The sequence below is a fragment of the Advenella sp. RU8 genome, from assembly GCF_048381675.1.
Taxonomy (GTDB): Bacteria; Pseudomonadota; Gammaproteobacteria; order Burkholderiales; family Burkholderiaceae_B; genus Advenella.
Window position 1 is genome coordinate 1 of record NZ_JBLWIS010000004.1, and the last position, 19,073, is coordinate 19,073.

Below are 19,073 nucleotides of genomic sequence, written 5' to 3' on the forward strand. Positions count from 1 at the left end.
CTTGGCAACCTGATGTTGGTGGTCCTGAACCTGCCGCTGGTGGGCTTGTGGGTCAAGTTGTTGAAAGTGCCTTACCGCGTCCTGTTCCCGGCCATCTTGCTGTTCTGTACGATTGGTGTGTACTCTCTGAACTACAACGCGTTTGACATTTACGTGATGGGTATCTTCGGCATCATCGGCTACATCTGGACCAAGCTCAAATGTGAAGGTGCGCCGCTGCTGCTGGGCCTGGTGTTGGGCCCAATGATGGAGGAGAACTTCCGCCGTGCGCTGCTGCTGTCCCGCGGTGACTTCCTGACCTTTGTGGAACGTCCGCTGTCACTGACCCTGCTGCTGATGGCCGTAGGTCTGGTGATTCTGGTGGCTTCGCCATCCATCCGCAAAAAACGTGAAGAAACGTTTGTGGAAGAGGATTAATCCTTGAATAAAAAGGCAGGTACAAACAACCTGCCTTTTTTGTTTCATTTTAAAGATTTATTATTTAAGATCAAATGATAAGCCCGGGATAAGGGCCAAACTTTTAGTTTACATAAGTCTTGCTTAAGTAAATGAAAACGGCAACTACCTTAAAAATAGCTACACTGTTTATATCCCTTTTATAAAGAAAAGGCTTTTTTGCCTGCTATTCCACATTTCCGGAGCTCACACCATGACATCCAAATTCCTGAAACTTACCGGCCTTGCAATTGCCATGTTTACCATGGGCACGGGTGCGGCACATGCCGAATACCCAGAGCATCCCATCACGCTGGTTGTTCCTTTTGCAGCTGGTGGTCCTACCGATGTAGTCGCCCGCTCTTTGGGTGCTGAAATAGGCAAAATCCTCAATCAACCTATCATTGTTGAAAATAAAACCGGTGCGGGTGGCACGGTTGCTGCTGGCTATATTGCCAATTCAAAACCCGATGGCTATACCTACTTCCTTCACCACAATGGCATGGCTACTGCGCCTGCCCTGTATAAAAACCTGAAATTCGATCCGCGTACCAGTTTTGAATATGTGGGCGAAGTCATTGACGTACCCATGACCTTGCTGGCACGTGCCGATTTCCCGCCTAACAACATGCAAGAGTTCATCGAGTATGCCAAGCAAAATGGCGATGCGATCAACCTGGCCAACGCCGGCCCGGGCGCCGTTTCACAACTGTGCGGTTCATTGCTGCAACAGGCCATCGGCACCAAGTTCACAACTATCCCTTTCCAGGGTACCGGCCCTGCCATGACCGCATTACTAGGCAAGCAGGTTGATGTCCTGTGTGACCAAACCACACAAACCATTCCGCACATTGATGCAAAAACCGTCAAGTTTTACGGTGTAACCACCAAAGACCGCATCAGCAAACTACCTGATGCCCCCACCCTTGACGAACAGGGCCTGAAAGGTTTTGATTTCAAAGTCTGGCATGGTATTTATGCACCCAAGGGTACACCTGAACCGGTCGTTGCCAAGTTCAATGCGGCACTTAAAGAAGCGCTCAAGTCAGAGCCCTTCCAAAAGAAAATGGCCGATCTTGGCGCTGAAATCGTCAGCGAAGAAAGACAAACCCCTGAATCACTGAAAAACTGGGTAGATTCCGAAATCAAAAAATGGGGTCCTATTCTTCAAGCCGAAGGCATGAACGTCAACTAATCATTAGCCGGCTTTCTGCTATTGACAAAAGCAATACCGGTCAAGCCCGCGGGCCAGCCAGGTACCCGTAGCATCAAGCATTAAAATTACCCCAGGCACTTTTCATCAAGTACTTGGGGTATTTTTTATTTCATGATAATCAGTTCAAGGCCTGGATTTCAATATCCGCTTCACCCTTGTCTGAAGAGACCCAAACCGTTCCATCCTGCACATTGAAATGCAGGCTCATGTTCCGGCCTGCCAGGGCAGCAAGTTTTTGGGTTGACGTCATCGGCAGCATATAAACTTTCAGGTTGCGCGCCCGTTCAAGCTTGCCGGCCGTATTGGCCCACCAGGTAGCGGCATTGCGCCCGTAAGCCAGCACGACAACCTGCCCGGCACGACCACAAGCCTTCAACAGGCGACGCTCATCGGGCAAGCCGGTTTCTATCCATTGCAAAATGGTACCCGTCAGGTCTTTACGCCATAAATCAGGTTCATCCGCCTCGCTCAAGCCTCGCGTAAAAGCCAGCATTTCATCACCGTTTTCATAGAGCGCATAGGCCAGGATGCGAATCATGAGGCGCTCTTCGGTTTCCGATGGATGCCGGGCTACGGTCACAACATGACTGCCATAGTAGGCGCGGTCATTATCGGCAATATTGATTTCTGCTTTATAGATGGTTGCGCTAAGTGCCATGAATTAATAATCCTTATTTAAAACCGGTGTCAGGCTGAACCGGGTCTTCACAGTATGCCCAGGCAAGACATCCTGCCCGCCCACTTCCCGGGCTGAATGGGTATGACGCATGTTAAAGCAATCGGTCACGTTGCTAAAGGGTTCGGCACAAAACCAGGGTTCTCCGGCAGGACTATAGACGATAAGGAAATCAAACGGTTTTCCAGCGCTGATCAGCAGCTTGCGTTGCTCATCAGGCCAGCTGATTTCCGCCTCATGATCCCAATCAATGAACGGAGTATCCAGCGCATACCGGGCAATCTCGATGCCCTGCGCCATTTCCCGGGCAAGCGGATGTTCATCCAACTTTACCGGCATGACATCCTGGTCCCCATACCAGGCTTTGCCAACCCGTGCCTTCAGGCGGGTATGTTCATTCTTGGGAAAATAAGGATGATGCCCCATGCCCAGCGGCATGCTTTCATTGCCGGTATTGCTGATATTCAGGTAGATGGCCAGATTGTTTTCAGCAAGCTCAAACACCTGTTCCGCCTTGAAGGCAAAGGGCCAGTCATCGGGCTCATGGGTGTAGGCAAGCACCAGCCGGGTATCCGTATGCGTCATGACCTGCCACGGCCGGTTGCGCAAAAACCCATGAATACTATGTGGCGAATCCTGTTTCAGGGAAGGGTAATGGACCTTTCGGCCTTGATACTCGAAACGGCCATCACGGATGCGACCGGCCCATGGCACCAGCGGGAAACTGGCCATTTCAGATACATTTGCGTTTTGCACATGAATGGGATCAACCGGGCGTAGCCAATGATACTCCCTGTCTGCCAATACATGTTTATAAGCGACAATCGCCCCGCCAATATGGGGGGCTACGACCAAACGGGCATCACCCGTCTTCAGTTCAAGGCATTGCTGCATGATTAATCCTTTTATCTTTCAGTCTTTCACGTTCAAGCCAGGCCAGGCCTTCGCTGGTCCTGCCGGCCGGACGATATTCACAGCCTATCCAGTGTTGGTAACCCAGCTGCCTGAGCAAGTCGAACAGATAAGCAACATTGATTTCCCCCGTATCAGGTTCATGACGGTGCGGTACGCCGGCAATCTGCAAATGGCCGACCCTTCCCGTTGGCACATAAGCAGCCAGTTTCCTGCTCAAATCCCCTTCAACAATCTGGCAATGGTATAAATCCATTTGCACCTTGATATTGGGCAAATCAAGCAATTCGACAATCCGGTGGGCCTGCTGCTGGGTGGTTAAAAAATAACCCGGCATGTCAAATGGATTAATGGGTTCAATCAAGAGATCAACCCCGGCCTGGGCGGCCAGAGCAGCTGCCCGGGACAGACTTTGGCAATAATTTTCATGGGCTTCTGCCGGGCTCAGGTCATCGGGCACGATGCCTGCCATGAAATGAACCCGCCGGTTACCCAGTATGACAGCATATTCCAGGGCCTTCTCCACGCCGGCAAGACATTCCGCCTGCCTGCCAGGCAAGCAGGCAAGGCCACGTTCTCCGGCATCCCAATCGCCAGGCACGGCATTGAACAAAACCAGCTCAAGCCCGTTCAGTGACAATTGCCGCCTGATTTCAGCCGCACTGAATGGATAGGGGAACAAAAATTCCACCCCCTTGAATTGATCGTTTGCAGCGAGGGCAAAACGCTCAAGAAACGGGACTTCGGTATACATCATGGAAAGGTTGGCCGCAAACTTGAGCATGGCTATTACCTTGTGATTAATGTTTTGGAACGACAGGAAAAATTGATCCTATCCATAGGGACGATTACACACCAAATAAAAACAGCGGTGCAAATGAAAACAGCCAGGCTGGCCTGACTGTTTTCCTGAATGCCCTGACCGTTATGCTTCCCAGGAAATCATCTTGCCTGGATTCAGGATGTTTTTCGGATCATAGGCATGCTTGAGCAAACGCATCATATGAATGGCATCTTCTCCATGCTCCATTTTCAGGAAGTTCATTTTATGAATGCCAATGCCGTGTTCACCCGTGCAGGTGCCATCCATGGCAATGGCACGCTGCACCACCCGGTTATTGATTTCTTCGGCCATGGACCACTCTTGCGGATCTTCCGGATCAATCATCATGAGAACGTGGAAGTTGCCATCGCCTACATGACCCAGGATAGACCACGGAAACGTCTTGTCTTCCAGGTCTTTGGCCGTTTCAGTCACGCATTCGGCCAGTCTTGAGATAGGCACGCAAACATCGGTAGTAATTGAACGCGCACCGGGACGCAATTGCAGGCAGGCGAAGTACAGGTTATGCCGCGCCGTCCACAAACGGTTGCGGTCTTCCTGATGCTCGGCCCATTCAAAATCCATGCCACCATTGTCTTTGGTAATTTCCTGTACGATCTCGATCTGTTCCTTGACGTTGGACGCGGAACCGGTAAATTCAAACAACAGCATGGGACTTTCTTTCAGGCTCAGCTTGCTGTACTTGTTAGCGGCAATCACGCCTTGTTTATCAATAAACTCAACCCGGCCAATGTCAATACCGGTTTGCATGATCTGGTTCACGCACTCAACGGCGGATTCCAGGGTTTCGAAATTGCATATTGCGGCGGAAATAGCTTCCGGGATGGGATAAACACGCAGGGTAATTTCAACAATAATGCCCAATGTGCCTTCACTGCCTACAAAAAGTCGGGTCAAATCGTAGCCGGCCGAAGACTTACGGGCATGGCTGCCGGTACGGATGATTTTGCCATCTGCCGTCACCACTTTCAGGGAAACTACGTTTTCACGCATGGTGCCATAGCGCACGGCATTAGTGCCCGAGGCACGGGTGGCCGTCATGCCGCCAATCGAGGCATGGGCACCCGGATCAATCGGGAAAAACAAACCGGTATGCCTGATTTCCTCATTCAGCTGGGTACGGATTACGCCCGGTTCCACCGTCACGGTGAAATCGCCAGGGCTGACAGCCAGCACCTTGTTCATTTCCGTGAAATCCAGGGAAATACCCCCTTCAATCGCCAGCACGTGACCTTCAATGGAAGAACCAATGCCAAAAGGAATCAGGGGTACATCGTACTGGTTGCATAAATTCACAACCGTCACCACCTCATCGGCATTATGCGGAAAAATGACTGCTTCAGGGGGACAGGCCGGATACGGCGACTCATCAACACCGTGATGTTCGCGTACGGCTTCGGCCGTAATGAAACGATCACCAAAAGCGGCCTTGAAGGCGGCCCGGGCTTGCTCAGACAGTTTGCGAACTGCTTTCATGGGAGAGTTATAACTCATTGTTTTTCTATCCTGTACATAATCTTGTTGGGCAATCAATCTACAATGCGGCCGGCATTGAAAAGATCCTGAGGATTGATAAGGTTTTTAATTGCGCTCATGAGTGCCAGTTCATCCTGGCTGCGGCTGTATTTCAGGAAGGGTTTCTTGATCCGGCCAATACCATGTTCTGCGGAAATGCTGCCGCCGAACCCCGAGGCAATACGGTAAACCAGCTCTTCTACCGCCAGGATTTGCTCCTCTTGGAGCTTGCCGGTAGTCAGGTGCAGGTTGCCATCCCCCAGATGGCCAAACAACAGGTTCATGGCATGCGGGTATTCTTTTTCAACGGCGGCCGTCACCTGCTCGATAAAAGCAGGCATGTGCTTAAGCGGGATGCCGATATCAAAGGCCACATAAGGCTTGATGCTACGCAATATTTCACCAATCGCATCGCGGATCTGCCAGAGCGAATCAGCCTGTTCCAATGTTTGCGGCACGATCACGTCACGGCCAATTTCACTTTCAATCAAAAACTCAAGGAATGCATGAAAACCATCATGAAAGGTGGCTGTATCTGCCCCTTCAATTTCAAGCAACACATAAATCGGATAGCAGCCTTCAAAAGGCAGTTCTTTCTTCGCATGCAAGGCGGCTTGTACCAGATAACTTTGCCACATGACTTCGAAGCTGGACAAGTCGGGCAAGGAGGAACGTGCCGCTTTCAGCATGCGGGTAACGTGATCGAAAGAATCCAGGGCCACCAGGGCGGTTGCCCGGGTTTGCGGGTTGGGAAACAGCCGCAATGAAAGACGGGTAATAATGCCCAGTCGCCCCTCGGTGCCAATGAACAAATGCTTGAGATCCAGCCCGGTATTGTTCTTGATCACCCGGTTGAGCATGTTCAAGATGGTGCCATCGGGCAAAACGACTTCCATGCCCAGGACCAGATCACGGGTAGTGCCATAACGCAAAACCTTGTTGCCACCGGCATTGGTGGACACATTGCCCCCAATCAGGCAAGAGCCCCGTGAGCCGAAATCCAGAGGAAAGTACCAATCTTCCTGCTTGACGGCATTGCACAGGTTTTCAAGTATGACGCCGGCCTGCACAATCGCCACGCCGCCAATGGTGTCAATTTCTTCCACACGGTTCATGCTTTCAAGACAAATAACCACATCACCTTCATCGGGGCGTGCACCACCCGCCAATCCGGTAAGGCCACCCTGTATGGTAATTTTCCGGCCGTCGGCCGCACAGGTTTTGACGATTTCCGAGACCTGTTCAGTGGTAACGGGCCGAAACACCACGGCCGGCATGGCACCTGCAAAACCGCTCATATCGGTCATGTGACGCTGCATTTGGTCTGCACCGACAATATGCGGCACATTGGCCAACAAAGCATCAAATGAGGGGGAACTGTTTTTCATTTTATCCTTCTAGCAGAAAATCGCTTTAATACTTAATGATAACTTCTTGTGTGGCCACTTTTTAGGCATTTCATACGCACGGTACAAAATTGCGTTCTTTCTGCCCGGCAAAAGGTGCAAGGCAATTTACACAAATAGACACACAAGAAAAAACCTCGCACAAGGCGAGGTTTTTTTACTGATATCCGGTATAAGGAAGACTGGCGGTTATCTTTAACAGGGCAGGCATGAACCTGCCTTGTTATTAGATATTGCGAGAGGCTTCAACCAGGCGTACAACACTCCACGATTTGCTGCGTGAAATAGGACGACCCTCGGTGATTTCTACCAAATCACCTTCGTTATACTGGTTTGCTTCGTCATGCGCTTTGTATTTGTTTGAACGGACAATGATTTTGCCATACAAAGGATGCTTAACACGGCGCTCAACTTGAACGACCACTGTTTTATCCATTTTGTTGCTAACCACTTTACCGACCAAAGTACGCTGACGTTTAGCGGGTGTGTTTTGAGTTTCGCTCATGTTACTTTCCTGCTTTCTCAGTTAATACCGTACGGACGCGAGCGATGTCACGACGTACTTTGCCCAACTGACTGGTGTTAGAAAGTTGCTGGGTAGCACGCTGCATGCGCAGGTTAAATTGTGCCCTCAACAAGCTCTCGAGCTCTTTACTCAGCTCGGTTGCGTCTTTTGAACGTAGTTCACTAGCTTTCATAAAGATCCCCTTAAGAGCCCAAGTGACGATTTACAAAGGTCGTCGCAATAGGCAACTTGGCGGCTGCCAGACGGAAAGCTTCACGGGCAAGTTCTTCACTCACACCGTCCATCTCGTACAGAACCTTGCCTGGTTGAATTTCAGCGACCCAATACTCAGGATTACCTTTACCTTTACCCATACGAACTTCAGCAGGTTTCTGTGAAATTGGCTTATCGGGGAAGATACGGATCCAGATACGGCCGCCACGCTTAATATGACGGGTCATCGCACGACGGGCTGCCTCGATCTGACGTGCTGTCAGACGGCCGCGACCGGTTGCTTTCAGACCAAAATCGCCAAAGTTGACGTTGGTACCGCGAGTAGCCAGACCGGTATTACGGCCTTTCTGCTCTTTACGGTATTTTCTACGTGCTGGTGATAACATGTTTATTCTCCTTCTGGCGCAGGTGCTGCTTCAGCTGCCTTGCGACCACCACGGCCACGGCCGCCTGGACGACGCTGACCATCAGGACGATCACCGCGTGGACGACGAGCACGACGCTCATCTTCACGGGGTGCGGCTGCAGGTTCTGCAGGCATTTCACCATTAGGCAGCAAGTCGCCTTTGTAAACCCAAACCTTGATACCAATGATACCGTAAGTGGTTTGTGCTTCAGATGTACCATAATCAATGATTGCACGCAGTGTATGCAAAGGTACACGACCTTCACGATACCATTCTGTACGAGCAATCTCAATACCATTCAAACGGCCTGAAGACATGATCTTGATACCTTGTGCACCCAGGCGCATTGCATTTTGCATTGCGCGCTTCATGGCACGACGGAACATGATACGTTTTTCAAGCTGCTGGGCGATGGAATCGGCGATCAGCTGTGCATCGGTTTCAGGCTTGCGGATTTCTTCGATATTGACGTGAACTGGAACACCCATCAGGCGTTGCAGATCAAGTTTCAATCCTTCAATATCTTCACCACGTTTACCGATTACAACACCTGGACGTGCTGAGAAAACGGTGATACGTGCATTCTTGGCAGGGCGCTCGATAAGCACACGACCAACAGATGCGCTTTTCAGTTTACGTTTCAAGTATTCACGGACGCGGACATCTTCGGCAAGCATTGTGCCAAAGTCTTTGCTGTCAGCGTACCAGCGTGAACTCCAGTTACGGTTCACTGCGAGACGGAACCCTGTAGGGTGAATTTTCTGACCCATTGTGACTCCTTAAACGCCGACTTTAACCACAATGTGGCAAGTCTGCTTCTCGATACGGTTACCGCGGCCTTTGGCACGAGCGGAGAATCGCTTCATTGATTGGGCTTTGTCTACATAAATTGTAGTTACTTTCAACTCATCAATATCGGCACCATCGTTATGCTCTGCGTTAGCAATTGCTGATTCAAGGGCTTTTTTAACGATACCGGCGGCTTTTTTAGGTGTGAATGTAAGAATATTCAGCGCCTGGGCAACGGGTTTGCCACGGACCATGTCCGCAACAAGACGAGTTTTCTGCGCAGAAATATGTACACCACGAATTACGGCTGTAGTTTCCATCACTTACCTCTTTGACTTTTTATCCGCAGCGTGACCTTTGTAGGTACGCGTATGTGCGAATTCGCCAAGCTTATGACCAACCATATTTTCGTTAACATAAACCGGAACATGTTGACGACCGTTATGAACGGCAATTGTCAATCCGATAAAATCAGGAAGGATGGTTGAACGACGCGACCAGGTTTTGATCGGCTTTTTCTCTTTGCCACCGACAGCTGCTTCCACTTTTTTTACCAAGTGGGCATCTACGAATGGGCCTTTTTTAATAGAACGTGACATATTAGTATCGCCCCTTATTTACGCTTGCGACGTGAGACAATCATATTGTCTGTACGCTTGTTGCGACGGGTTTTGAAGCCTTTCGCTGGAGTACCCCATGGGCTGACTGGCTCACGAGCCTCGCCAGTACGTCCTTCACCACCACCATGTGGGTGATCGACCGGGTTCATGGCAACACCACGAACGGTAGGACGGATACCACGCCAGCGAACTGCACCGGCTTTACCGATTTGACGCAAGCTATGTTCTTCGTTACCCACTTCACCGATAGTTGCACGGCAGTCGATATGAACGCGACGAACCTCGCCAGAACGCAGACGGATCTGGGCGTAAGTACCTTCACGGGCCATCAGTACTGCTGATGCACCTGCGGAACGTGCAATTTGTGCACCTTTGCCAGGCAGCATTTCAATGCAGTGAATGGTTGTACCAACCGGGATATTGCGGATAGCCGCTGCATTACCTGTACGTACAGGTGCTTCTGTGCCAGAAATGACGGTTGCACCAACTTCAAGGCCACGCGGGGCGATGATGTAGCGACGCTCGCCATCTGCATAGCAAAGCAAAGCGATGTGTGCAGTACGGTTAGGATCGTATTCCAGACGCTCTACTTTGGCTGGAATGCCATCTTTGTTGCGACGGAAATCGACGATACGGTAGTGGGACTTATGACCACCGCCACGATGGCGGACAGTAATATGACCGTTATTGTTACGGCCAGAACCACGTTTTTTGGATTCTACCAAAGCGGCAAAAGGAAGACCTTTATGCAAGCCTGGAGTAACCACTTTTACCATGCCGCGGCGACCGGCTGATGTTGGTTTAGTTTTAACTAATGCCATCTTAGTTCACCTCCGAAAAGTCAAGCTCTTGACCTTTTTTGAGTGAAACGTAAGCGATACGGTTTGCACGGCGACGACCGACGAAACGACCAGCACGTTTTACTTTACCTTTACGGTTCAGAACAGAGACAGACTCAACTTCTACTTTGAAAAGCAACTCAACAGCTGCCTTGACTTCTGGTTTGGTTGCATCAGGAGCGACACGCAATGCAAATTGCGGTTTTTCGCCAGATTCAGCAATGAAAGTTGCTTTTTCTGTGATGACCGGCGCCAAAATTACTTGCAATAAACGTTCTGCTTTCATCCCAGCATCTCCTCAAATTGAGCGATAGCCGCTTTCGTGATCAACACTTTTTTGTAGTGGACCAAAGAAAGAGGATCAGCGTAACGCGGTTCTACAACGGCTACGTGCGGCAGGTTGCGGGTTGCCAGGTAGGTGTTCTCGTCAACAACATCGGTAATAACCAATACGGAATCCAGACCCATTGCTTTCAGTTTGGTAGCAGCCAATTTTGTTTTGGGTGTATCAAAAGAGAAAGATTCAACAACGGCAATGCGATCTTCACGAGCCAATTGTGACAGGATAGAACGGATACCGGCACGGTACATTTTCTTATTCACTTTCTGGCTGAAATTTTCATCAGGTGAATTAGGGAATGCACGACCGCCTCCACGCCATACGGGAGAAGATGTCATACCGGAACGAGCACGACCGGTGCCTTTTTGGCGCCATGGTTTTTTAGTGCTGTGTTTGACTTCGGCACGATCTTTCTGGGCACGATCACCCATGCGGGCGTTTGCCTGATAGGCAACCACGATCTGGTGAATCAGGGCTTCGTTGAAATCACGGCCAAAAACGGTGTCGGGTGCGCTAACGGTAGTAGCGGCCTGACCTTGTTCATTCAGGAGCTTGAGATCCATTATTTGGCTCCTTTAACAGTCATTTTGATAGCTGGAAGCACAACAACGTCGGCATTTTTATGGCCAGGAACAGCGCCCTTGACCAACAGAAGACCACGTTCTGCATCAACGCGAACGATATCAAGATTTTGTACGGTGCGGGTTACATCACCCATGTGACCGGACATGCGTTTACCGGGGAAAACGCGACCTGGGTCTTGCGCCATACCGATAGAACCGGGAACACGGTGAGAACGTGAGTTACCGTGAGAAGTGCGTTGTGCACCGAAGTTGTGGCGTTTGATGGTACCGGCAAAACCTTTACCGATTGTTGTACCCTGAACGTCAACTTTCTGGCCTGCTTCGAAAATGCTTTCAACAGGCAAAGCAGCGCCGACTGAGAATTCAGCAGCTTTCGCAGGATCTAAACGGAACTCTTTGAGAATGGAACCAGCTTCAACGCCGGCTTTGGCATAGTGACCCGCTTGCGCTTTCGTTACGCGAGTTGCACGACGGCTGCCATAGGCAACCTGTACCGCTGCATAACCATCTGTTTCCAGAGACTTGACTTGAGCAACACGGTTGTTTGATACGTCTAGTACTGTTACCGGAATGGACTCACCTTCCTCGGTAAAAATACGCATCATGCCAACCTTGCGACCCAACAGTCCTAGCCGATGAGCGGCAGGTGTAGGTGTCGTATTCGACATCATTTTCTCCAATCCCCAGCTACGATTGGCTGGGCCTAATATAAATTGACACCAGCAATGAACTGGTGTTGTGGGTTAATTTATCCCTAACCGATATTGCATTTCGGTTAGCCTGTCAATATAACATTATCCAAACCCCTTGACAAGTAGGTTTTTTGCTGTTGTTGTAAAAAATGTCATTTTTTCAATGGTTTAGTTGTCCATGACAGGAAACAATCATTTTCCACCACGGCCAGCCAGATTTCAGGGACGCGTACCAAGCGACCGGTAAGCCACCCTGGCGGCAGCCAGGTCCCAGGCACCAATACCTACGGTTTTAAACATGATAGGACGTGAAAAATCAATTTCTGTCTGCAAAGCCTGTTCCAGCGAAATGACTTCAGACCAGTCTTTTTTGGCACGGATATAGTCACCGGCCTCATGCAGGGCACCCACCGGGTCATCAACATAGCAGGTACTGCCCATGACGGTTTGCGGTGCGATTTCACACATATGCGGCTGAAAGGCGCCTACCGCAATAATTAGCCTCCCCACTTGTGCGGGCGCATGGTAAATAGGCTCGGTTGCCGTTGTTAGTGTAATGACAGCATCAAAATCGTCAGGCAGGTTGTTTTGTTCTACTGCCTTGACAGGATTGCTTAAATCGCCAAAGTGCTCGCAAAACCGTTTCACCCTGGCTGCTGAAGAAGCCCTGCCCGCCACATAAATGGTAGCCTGTGGATAGAGGGCATTGATCGCCCGCACATGGGCAGCCGCTTGGATACCCGCCCCCATCAGGACGATTTTTTCGGGTGGTTGCCGGGTAAAACGCTCCAGGCCCAGCATCGACAAGGCCGCCGTTCTCCAGGCCGTAACCGTAGGTGCATCCAGCACAAACAGGGGCGAGCCTGTTTTACTATCCAGGACGGTCACCGTTCCCTGGATGGTAGGCAGGCCATTGCCGGGATTGCCTGGCAGCAGGGAAATCAGCTTATGGGCCAGGATATCTTCGGCGGCTGCTGGCATCGATAACAATACACCACCATCTTCATTACCCGGAACAGGCAGCACCTGGCGATCAGGGCATTGAACTTTGCCCGCTGCATATTCAATCGCCATTTCCCGAATGGCTCCGACCAATTCCGCAAAGCCGATCAAGCCGGCCGTTTGTTGCGCATCGAATACCTGAACCGCGTGCTGGCTCATTATGTGTCTCCTGATTCGTGTTTTTGTACGTTTCTTTGGGTGGCAACCCAAAGGACAATGGCATTCTCATCGCTGACACTAATACAACGATGTCCCATCCGGCTATCGATATAGAAGCAATCTCCCGGGCCCAGCCGGGCAGGCGCATAATATTCGGTATGCAGCTCTACCTCACCACTTAACACATACACGAACTCTTCCCCGTCATGACGGCTCCAGTCACGAAAGTCGGAAAATTTCCGTGCGGTAATACAGGTATAAAACGGCATTATTTTTTTATTCGACAGCTGCGCGCACAACAGTTGATGACTGTAATGAGGCGTTTTATGCAGTTTTCCCTGTCCAGCACGGTCAACCACACATCGTCCAGCCCCCATGGCATCCCGCGCCGAGGTAAACAGCTCGGACACATCCAGGTTCAGTCCGGTTGCCAGTTTTTGCAGGACATCATAGGTGGGCGACATCAGGCCGTTTTCAATTTTGGAAAGCGTCGAGGCGGCAATGCCGCACTCTTTGCCAGCCTGTTCCAAGGTCCAGTTATTCTGCTGGCGCACCGCACGCAAGCGTTGCATTAAAGGCGTTTCTTCCCGGGTATTCATTAGTGGCTACCCAAATAAGCGTCCCTGACTTCTGGATTTGCCAACAACTCAGCACCACTTCCTGTCATACGAATTTCACCATTTACCATTACATATGCCCGGTCTGCCAGCTTAAGGGCATGATTGGCATTTTGTTCAACCAAAAAGATGGTTTTACCATTTTTTCCAAGTTCTTTCAGCACCGAGAAGATCTGCCTCACAATTAAGGGGGCCAGGCCCAGACTCGGCTCGTCAAGCAGGATCATGTCCGGACGACTCATCAGTGCCCGGGCAATGGCCAGCATTTGCTGCTCGCCACCTGACAAAGTGCCGGCACGCTGGTTGCGCCTTTCGAGCAAACGGGGAAACAGGTCAAACATGACCTTACGATCCTCATCCATGTATTTGTCACCGATGGGCAAAGCACCAATCATGATATTTTCCTCAACCGTCATTTTCGGAAAAATACGCCTGCCCTCTGGAACCTGGGCAATACCCTTGCTGGCGATCTGATGCGCCTCCAGTTTGGCCAGGTCCTGCCCTTTATAAAGAATCTCACCCGATTTGGCCTTGGGCGCACCGAAAATAGTCATCAACAGGGTGCTTTTACCGGCCCCATTGGCACCGATCAGGGAAATGATTTCACCCGGATTAATATGCAGGGAAACATCCCTGAGCGCCTGAATGGGACCATAATAAGTATTGACTTTCTTGATTTCCAGAATCGGGGTTGTCATGCTTCATCCTCCACTTCAGTCCCTAAATAAGCCGCTATCACCGCTTCAGAGTTACGGATATGTCCGGGATCGCCCCGATCTATCACCGACCCCTGGTCCATCACGACAATATGTTCGGAAATATCCATCACCAGTCCCATGTCATGCTCAATCAGCAAAACGGTAGCACCGCACTCATCGCGCAATTTGCGAATCAGCTGCGACAGATCCACGGTTTCGCGCGGATTCAGGCCGGCGGCAGGTTCATCCAGGCAAACCAGGCATGGATTAGTGCACATGGCCCGGGCAATTTCCAGACGACGCTGACGGCCATACGACAGCTCTCCTGCCAGTCGATTGGCATCAACCGCCAGGTCAACGATATCCAGCCACTCATAGGCCCGGTTAACACTTTCTTCTTCTTTCCTTGAGAATTCATGGGTAACCAGGATACCTGCCAACAGGTTGCGGTTCTGTGCACGATGCTGGGCTACCAGCAGGTTTTCCAGTACGGTCATATCCTTGAAAAGCCGGATATTCTGGAAAGTACGGGCAATGCCCGCCCGGGAAACCAGATAAGATCCACCGGTAAACGGCCGGTTCAGCAGATTGCCCACTTCTACCGTGCCAGTAGGGCCATGCAGGAAAATTTCTCCTGCCGTGGCCGCATAAAAACCCGTGATACAGTTGAACACCGTGGTCTTGCCTGCCCCATTGGGACCAATCAGGGAAGTAATAGAGTCTTTTTGAACCTCGAAGCTGACATTATTGTTTGCAATAATGCCACCAAATCGACGGGTCAGGCCCTTGACTTCAAGCAGTGGCTGATGGCTCATACTTTCACCTCTTCGCGTTCAAAGACCGGACGCTTGGTCCGCAACAAACCGTTAGGACGCCAGATCATCATCAAAATCATCAACAGGCCGAACAGCAAAACACGGTAACCGGCAAAATCCCGCAAGAATTCCGGCAACAAGGTCAGGGTGAAAGCGGCAAGAATCACGCCAATCGCATTGCCCATGCCACCCAGCACCACAATCGACAGGATCAGCACCGATTCGAAGAAATTAAACGACATCGGACTGACAAACCCTTGGGCCGTGGCAAAAAACACGCCGGCGATACCCCCTGTAAACGCCCCCATCATGAACGCGGACAATTTAACGGTAACATGATTGATACCCAAGGAGCGGCAGGCAATTTCATCTTCACGCAATGCTTCCCAGGAACGACCAATCGGCATCATGCGCAATTGGGTAAACACGCGCAGCACACCCATTGAAATGATGAACAGCAATAAATAGATGAAGATGAATTTGTAATCCGGACTATACGGTATCCCAAGGAACTCATGAACCGGCACGGCATCGCCCTTGGCCCGGCGGATAAACTCCAGATTGAAAATGGTGGGCGAAGGTGCCGGCGCGCCATTGGGCCCGCCGGTGAAATCAATCCAGTTAACCAGAACAAGCCTGATGATTTCACCGAAGCCCAGCGTTACAATGGCCAGATAATCCCCATGCATTTTCAGGACCGGAAAGCCTAGCAAGCCGCCACAAAGCGCCGCCAGCAAAGGGGCCAGCACCAGCGCTGTCCAGAAACCGATATCCAGGTATTGCGCCCCCAATGCCAGAAAATAGGCACCCACCGCATAAAACGCGACAAAGCCCAAATCCAGCAAACCGGCCAGTCCCACCACGATATTCAGGCCCAGGCCCAGCAAGACATAGATCATGGCCAAAATCAGGTTATTGGCCCAGCTTTTGCCAAAAATGCCAAAATAGAAAAACACCAATGGCACGATCAAGCCCAGTAAAAACAGCAGGGGCAAGGCACCTTTCCATGGATGCCTCATGCCACGTCGCTTGGGAATGCGTACCCCCATGGCAATCACAATAAACAGGATCACCAAAACAACCGCCGCGGCAGTACCGATATAAATAGCCCCGGACAATCCCAAAGCCATGAAGATACCCGCTGCAATCGTGGCCCATACCAGGATTTTTTTCAGCCGTTTCATGCCATCGGCATGCTCATCTTCCACCTCAACGCCTTTTTGGGCGGAAAGATATTTGTGCGTAAACCGTTCACCGGCTTCGGTCTGGATACCCACCGACACAAAAAAACGGACAAAGGCCACCAGCAAGCCAATCGAAATGCCATTCAGGAAAAACGGCGTGCGAAACCAGTCTACCTTGAACGAATATTGCTGAAGGATAAAATTGGTAATGGGACTGAACACCAGCATGGTCAATATGCCGGCAACCAGGGCATCTTTCAGGGAATGCCTGAAATCAATCCGGGACCGGGTAACCGATGTTTTACTGGCGGTTGGTGATTCAGGCATTGCCGAGGCCAGCGCAACGCCTTGTCCGGTAGAAGTTGGTAGATTATTCATTACACTTTCTCCACAGCCGGTCTGCCCATCAGGCCACTAGGCTTGAATACCAACACCAGCACCAGCACACTGAAAGAAAACACGTCTTTATAGTCACTGCTGACAAATCCGGCAAAAATCGATTCCAGCACGCCTAGCAATAAACCGCCCAGCATGGCACCCGGCAATGAGCCGATTCCACCAAGAACCGCAGCGCTGAAGGCCTTGATGCCCAGTACGAAACCAATATAGAAATCAAATGACCCGTAATTGAAAGTGACCAACTCACCAGCCACTGCCGCCATCATCGAACCGATCACAAAAACAGTGGAAATGATACGACCCGTATTGATACCCAGGATGGTGGCCATTTTACGGTCCTGCTCCACCGCGCGGCATTGCCTGCCAAGACTGGTTTTCTGAATAACAAAGGTCAACAAGGACATAGCCGCAATACTCACAGCCACAATGATCATGTCCATATAGCGGATACGGAAGAATTCATCTGCCGTACCGATGGTGAAACCACCCGGAATCAAGGAAGGAACCCCCTGTACGTTGGGACCCTGACTGATCTGTACATAATTCTGCAGCAGCAACGACACCCCGATTGCGGTAATCAGTGGCGCCAGTCGGTTAGTGGTTCTCAGGGGACGATAGACGGTTCTTTCAATATACCAGCCATACAATCCGGTAATGGCCATCGTAATGACAAGCGTAATCAACAGGGACAACGCTACTGCATCAATCCCCAGAAAAGTCACAATCGCAAACACGATCGCGGTGATATACGCACTGACCATATAAATGTCGCCATGCGCGAAGTTGATCATGCCGATGATGCCATAAACCATGGTATAGCCAATGGCAATCAAACCATAGATGGAACCCAGCGAAATGCCATTTACGATCTGCTGGCTTAAAATATGCCATTCCATTTAACACCTACCTTGTCGATAAAGACAAAAAGACCCTCATGCTTTTCTAAAAGCATACTTTCCATCCATTTTTTTATTCAGGCACCGCGTTACCAATGGCTAGCAGGTAACGCGGCAAGGTTAAAGCACTTTATTTAAGCGGGACGTACTGTCCGTCTTTGTTCCAGACATAAATAATGAAGTCGTTGGTTTTCGGATCTCCCTTCTGATCCCAGCCCTTGCGTCCCAGAACGGTATCAATTTCATTGTTCTTGATCCAGTCAGCCAGCTTGGTGCCATCCTTGACGTCCTTGTTGGCTTCCATGGCCGCTGCAATCGCCTCTACGGCCGCATAGGAGTACAGGGTAAAGCCCTCGGCATCACTGCCTTTTTCTTTCAGCTTAACCAGAACTTCCTGGGCTGCCGGTTCACCGCGAGGGTCCTTCAGGAAACTCATGTAAGTACCCTCGGCAAAAGGAGCGCCACCGGCAGCCGTCACGAAGGCAGGATCGGCAATACCGTCATCGGAAACGAATGGAATGGTCAGGCCCTGTTGACGCATTTGCTTGACCAGCAAGCCTGCTTCGGCATAAAGCCCGCCGAAGAAAACAGCCCCCACGTCAGAGGCCTTGATCTTGGTGACCAGCGCGTTGTAATCACGTTCGCCGCGGGTCACGCCATCTTCCAGCACCACTTCAACACCCAGTTTTTTCGCCGCATCACGGGTGGCATTGGCAAGGCCGACACCATACGTATCCTTGTCGTTGATTACCGCAATGCGCTTGGCTTTCAGGTTTTCATGAATGAATTTGGCATCCACCTCACCCTGCTGGTCATCACGGCCACAAACGCGAATCAGGGTTGTCAGGTCTCGTTCAGTAACCCTGGGGTTGGTCGAGGCGGGCGTCACACTGAGGATATTGGCCTCGTCATAAATTTCAGAGGCGGGTATCGTGCTGGATGAGCAAAAGTGCCCTACCACGGCATCCACTTTTTCCTGGTCAACAAAACGGTTGGCTACCGCTACTGCCTGTTTGGGTTCGCAGGCATCATCTCCTTGAATGATCTTGATTTTTTTACCATGAACGCCCCCCTTTGCGTTAATGGCCTCGGCGGCGGCTTCGGCCCCCACCAGCAGCTGCTTGCCAAAAGCGGCACTACCACCGGTAATCGGTGCACCCAGGCCAATTTTAATGAACTCTTCTGCCATCGCGGGGGCAGAAAAAGCGGTTGTGAGTGCTGCTGTAATAAAAAGCTTTTTAAATCCTTTATTCATGCTTTTCTCCTGATATTGACCAGCATGGTTCCTT

The 19,073-nt window shown here is 50.7% G+C and carries 24 protein-coding genes; 2 read left to right on the forward strand and 22 right to left on the reverse strand.

Annotation, left to right across the window (positions count from 1 at the left end; translation table 11 throughout):
- On the forward strand, positions 1 to 417 hold a 417-nt coding region (locus ACM5Q9_RS06490; protein ID WP_418143922.1), incomplete at its 5' end, for a tripartite tricarboxylate transporter permease.
- A 232-nt stretch (positions 418 to 649) separates the two neighbouring features.
- A complete protein-coding gene (locus tag ACM5Q9_RS06495) occupies positions 650 to 1,630 on the forward strand; it encodes a tripartite tricarboxylate transporter substrate-binding protein (protein WP_418143923.1) in 981 nt (326 codons plus the stop codon).
- 139 nt (positions 1,631 to 1,769) lie between these two features.
- Here the strand turns inward: ACM5Q9_RS06495 and ACM5Q9_RS06500 are convergent, their stop codons facing one another.
- From ACM5Q9_RS06500 to ACM5Q9_RS06605, 22 genes are all read right to left on the reverse strand, one after another.
- A complete protein-coding gene (locus ACM5Q9_RS06500) occupies positions 1,770 to 2,309 on the reverse strand; it encodes a YaeQ family protein (protein ID WP_418143924.1) in 540 nt (179 codons plus the stop codon).
- Between the two features lie 3 nt (positions 2,310 to 2,312).
- On the reverse strand, positions 2,313 to 3,221 hold the full coding sequence (locus ACM5Q9_RS06505) for an aldose 1-epimerase (RefSeq protein ID WP_418143925.1): 909 nt from the start codon (positions 3,219 to 3,221) through the stop codon (positions 2,313 to 2,315).
- Positions 3,205 to 4,023 (reverse strand): 2-oxo-tetronate isomerase, encoded by an 819-nt coding sequence (gene otnI / locus ACM5Q9_RS06510; protein ID WP_418143926.1) that lies wholly within the window; start codon positions 4,021 to 4,023, stop codon positions 3,205 to 3,207. The genes ACM5Q9_RS06505 and otnI overlap by 17 nt, the downstream gene beginning before the upstream one ends.
- A 141-nt stretch (positions 4,024 to 4,164) precedes the next feature.
- The gene (locus ACM5Q9_RS06515) at positions 4,165 to 5,577 is read right to left on the reverse strand and encodes an FAD-binding oxidoreductase (protein WP_418143927.1); all 1,413 of its coding nucleotides are present in this window, start codon (positions 5,575 to 5,577) and stop codon (positions 4,165 to 4,167) included.
- Between the two features lie 35 nt (positions 5,578 to 5,612).
- On the reverse strand, positions 5,613 to 6,986 hold the full coding sequence (locus ACM5Q9_RS06520; RefSeq protein WP_418143928.1) for an FAD-binding oxidoreductase: 1,374 nt from the start codon (positions 6,984 to 6,986) through the stop codon (positions 5,613 to 5,615).
- Between the two features lie 244 nt (positions 6,987 to 7,230).
- Complete coding sequence (gene rpsQ / locus ACM5Q9_RS06525; protein ID WP_418143929.1) at positions 7,231 to 7,509, reverse strand: 30S ribosomal protein S17; 279 nt, start codon at positions 7,507 to 7,509, stop codon at positions 7,231 to 7,233.
- Between the two features lies 1 nt (position 7,510).
- On the reverse strand, positions 7,511 to 7,702 hold the full coding sequence (gene rpmC, locus ACM5Q9_RS06530) for a 50S ribosomal protein L29 (RefSeq protein ID WP_418143930.1): 192 nt from the start codon (positions 7,700 to 7,702) through the stop codon (positions 7,511 to 7,513).
- Between the two features lie 10 nt (positions 7,703 to 7,712).
- On the reverse strand, positions 7,713 to 8,129 hold the full coding sequence (rplP, locus tag ACM5Q9_RS06535; RefSeq protein ID WP_418143931.1) for a 50S ribosomal protein L16: 417 nt from the start codon (positions 8,127 to 8,129) through the stop codon (positions 7,713 to 7,715).
- Between the two features lie 2 nt (positions 8,130 to 8,131).
- Complete coding sequence (gene rpsC / locus ACM5Q9_RS06540) at positions 8,132 to 8,920, reverse strand: 30S ribosomal protein S3 (RefSeq protein ID WP_418143932.1); 789 nt, start codon at positions 8,918 to 8,920, stop codon at positions 8,132 to 8,134.
- Positions 8,921 to 8,929: 9 nt separating this feature from the next.
- Positions 8,930 to 9,259, reverse strand: coding sequence for a 50S ribosomal protein L22 (gene rplV, locus ACM5Q9_RS06545; RefSeq protein ID WP_169295585.1), 330 nt, complete (start codon positions 9,257 to 9,259; stop codon positions 8,930 to 8,932).
- A 3-nt stretch (positions 9,260 to 9,262) separates the two neighbouring features.
- A complete protein-coding gene (gene rpsS / locus ACM5Q9_RS06550) occupies positions 9,263 to 9,538 on the reverse strand; it encodes a 30S ribosomal protein S19 (RefSeq protein ID WP_200239264.1) in 276 nt (91 codons plus the stop codon).
- Between the two features lie 14 nt (positions 9,539 to 9,552).
- The gene (gene rplB, locus ACM5Q9_RS06555) at positions 9,553 to 10,380 is read right to left on the reverse strand and encodes a 50S ribosomal protein L2 (RefSeq protein WP_418143933.1); all 828 of its coding nucleotides are present in this window, start codon (positions 10,378 to 10,380) and stop codon (positions 9,553 to 9,555) included.
- A gap of 1 nt (position 10,381) precedes the next feature.
- Positions 10,382 to 10,684, reverse strand: a complete 303-nt coding sequence (gene rplW, locus ACM5Q9_RS06560) for a 50S ribosomal protein L23 (protein WP_169295588.1) — start codon at positions 10,682 to 10,684, stop codon at positions 10,382 to 10,384.
- Positions 10,681 to 11,301 (reverse strand): 50S ribosomal protein L4, encoded by a 621-nt coding sequence (gene rplD, locus ACM5Q9_RS06565; protein WP_418143934.1) that lies wholly within the window; start codon positions 11,299 to 11,301, stop codon positions 10,681 to 10,683. The genes rplW and rplD overlap by 4 nt, the downstream gene beginning before the upstream one ends.
- Complete coding sequence (gene rplC / locus ACM5Q9_RS06570; RefSeq protein ID WP_418143935.1) at positions 11,301 to 11,990, reverse strand: 50S ribosomal protein L3; 690 nt, start codon at positions 11,988 to 11,990, stop codon at positions 11,301 to 11,303. The genes rplD and rplC overlap by 1 nt, the downstream gene beginning before the upstream one ends.
- Before the next feature lie 243 nt (positions 11,991 to 12,233).
- Complete coding sequence (locus ACM5Q9_RS06575) at positions 12,234 to 13,175, reverse strand: delta(1)-pyrroline-2-carboxylate reductase family protein (RefSeq protein ID WP_418143936.1); 942 nt, start codon at positions 13,173 to 13,175, stop codon at positions 12,234 to 12,236.
- Positions 13,175 to 13,774, reverse strand: coding sequence for a helix-turn-helix domain-containing protein (locus ACM5Q9_RS06580; RefSeq protein ID WP_418143937.1), 600 nt, complete (start codon positions 13,772 to 13,774; stop codon positions 13,175 to 13,177). Before ACM5Q9_RS06580 ends, ACM5Q9_RS06575 begins: the two co-directional genes overlap by 1 nt.
- Positions 13,774 to 14,478 (reverse strand): ABC transporter ATP-binding protein, encoded by a 705-nt coding sequence (locus ACM5Q9_RS06585; protein ID WP_418144163.1) that lies wholly within the window; start codon positions 14,476 to 14,478, stop codon positions 13,774 to 13,776. Before ACM5Q9_RS06585 ends, ACM5Q9_RS06580 begins: the two co-directional genes overlap by 1 nt.
- Positions 14,479 to 14,486: 8 nt before the next feature.
- On the reverse strand, positions 14,487 to 15,305 hold the full coding sequence (locus ACM5Q9_RS06590) for an ABC transporter ATP-binding protein (protein ID WP_418143938.1): 819 nt from the start codon (positions 15,303 to 15,305) through the stop codon (positions 14,487 to 14,489).
- A complete protein-coding gene (gene livM, locus ACM5Q9_RS06595) occupies positions 15,302 to 16,867 on the reverse strand; it encodes a high-affinity branched-chain amino acid ABC transporter permease LivM (RefSeq protein WP_418143939.1) in 1,566 nt (521 codons plus the stop codon). Before livM ends, ACM5Q9_RS06590 begins: the two co-directional genes overlap by 4 nt.
- Positions 16,867 to 17,784, reverse strand: a complete 918-nt coding sequence (locus tag ACM5Q9_RS06600; protein WP_418143940.1) for an ABC transporter permease subunit — start codon at positions 17,782 to 17,784, stop codon at positions 16,867 to 16,869. The genes livM and ACM5Q9_RS06600 overlap by 1 nt, the downstream gene beginning before the upstream one ends.
- A gap of 130 nt (positions 17,785 to 17,914) precedes the next feature.
- Positions 17,915 to 19,039, reverse strand: coding sequence for a branched-chain amino acid ABC transporter substrate-binding protein (locus ACM5Q9_RS06605; protein WP_418143941.1), 1,125 nt, complete (start codon positions 19,037 to 19,039; stop codon positions 17,915 to 17,917).
- Positions 19,040 to 19,073 lie beyond the last annotated feature (34 nt).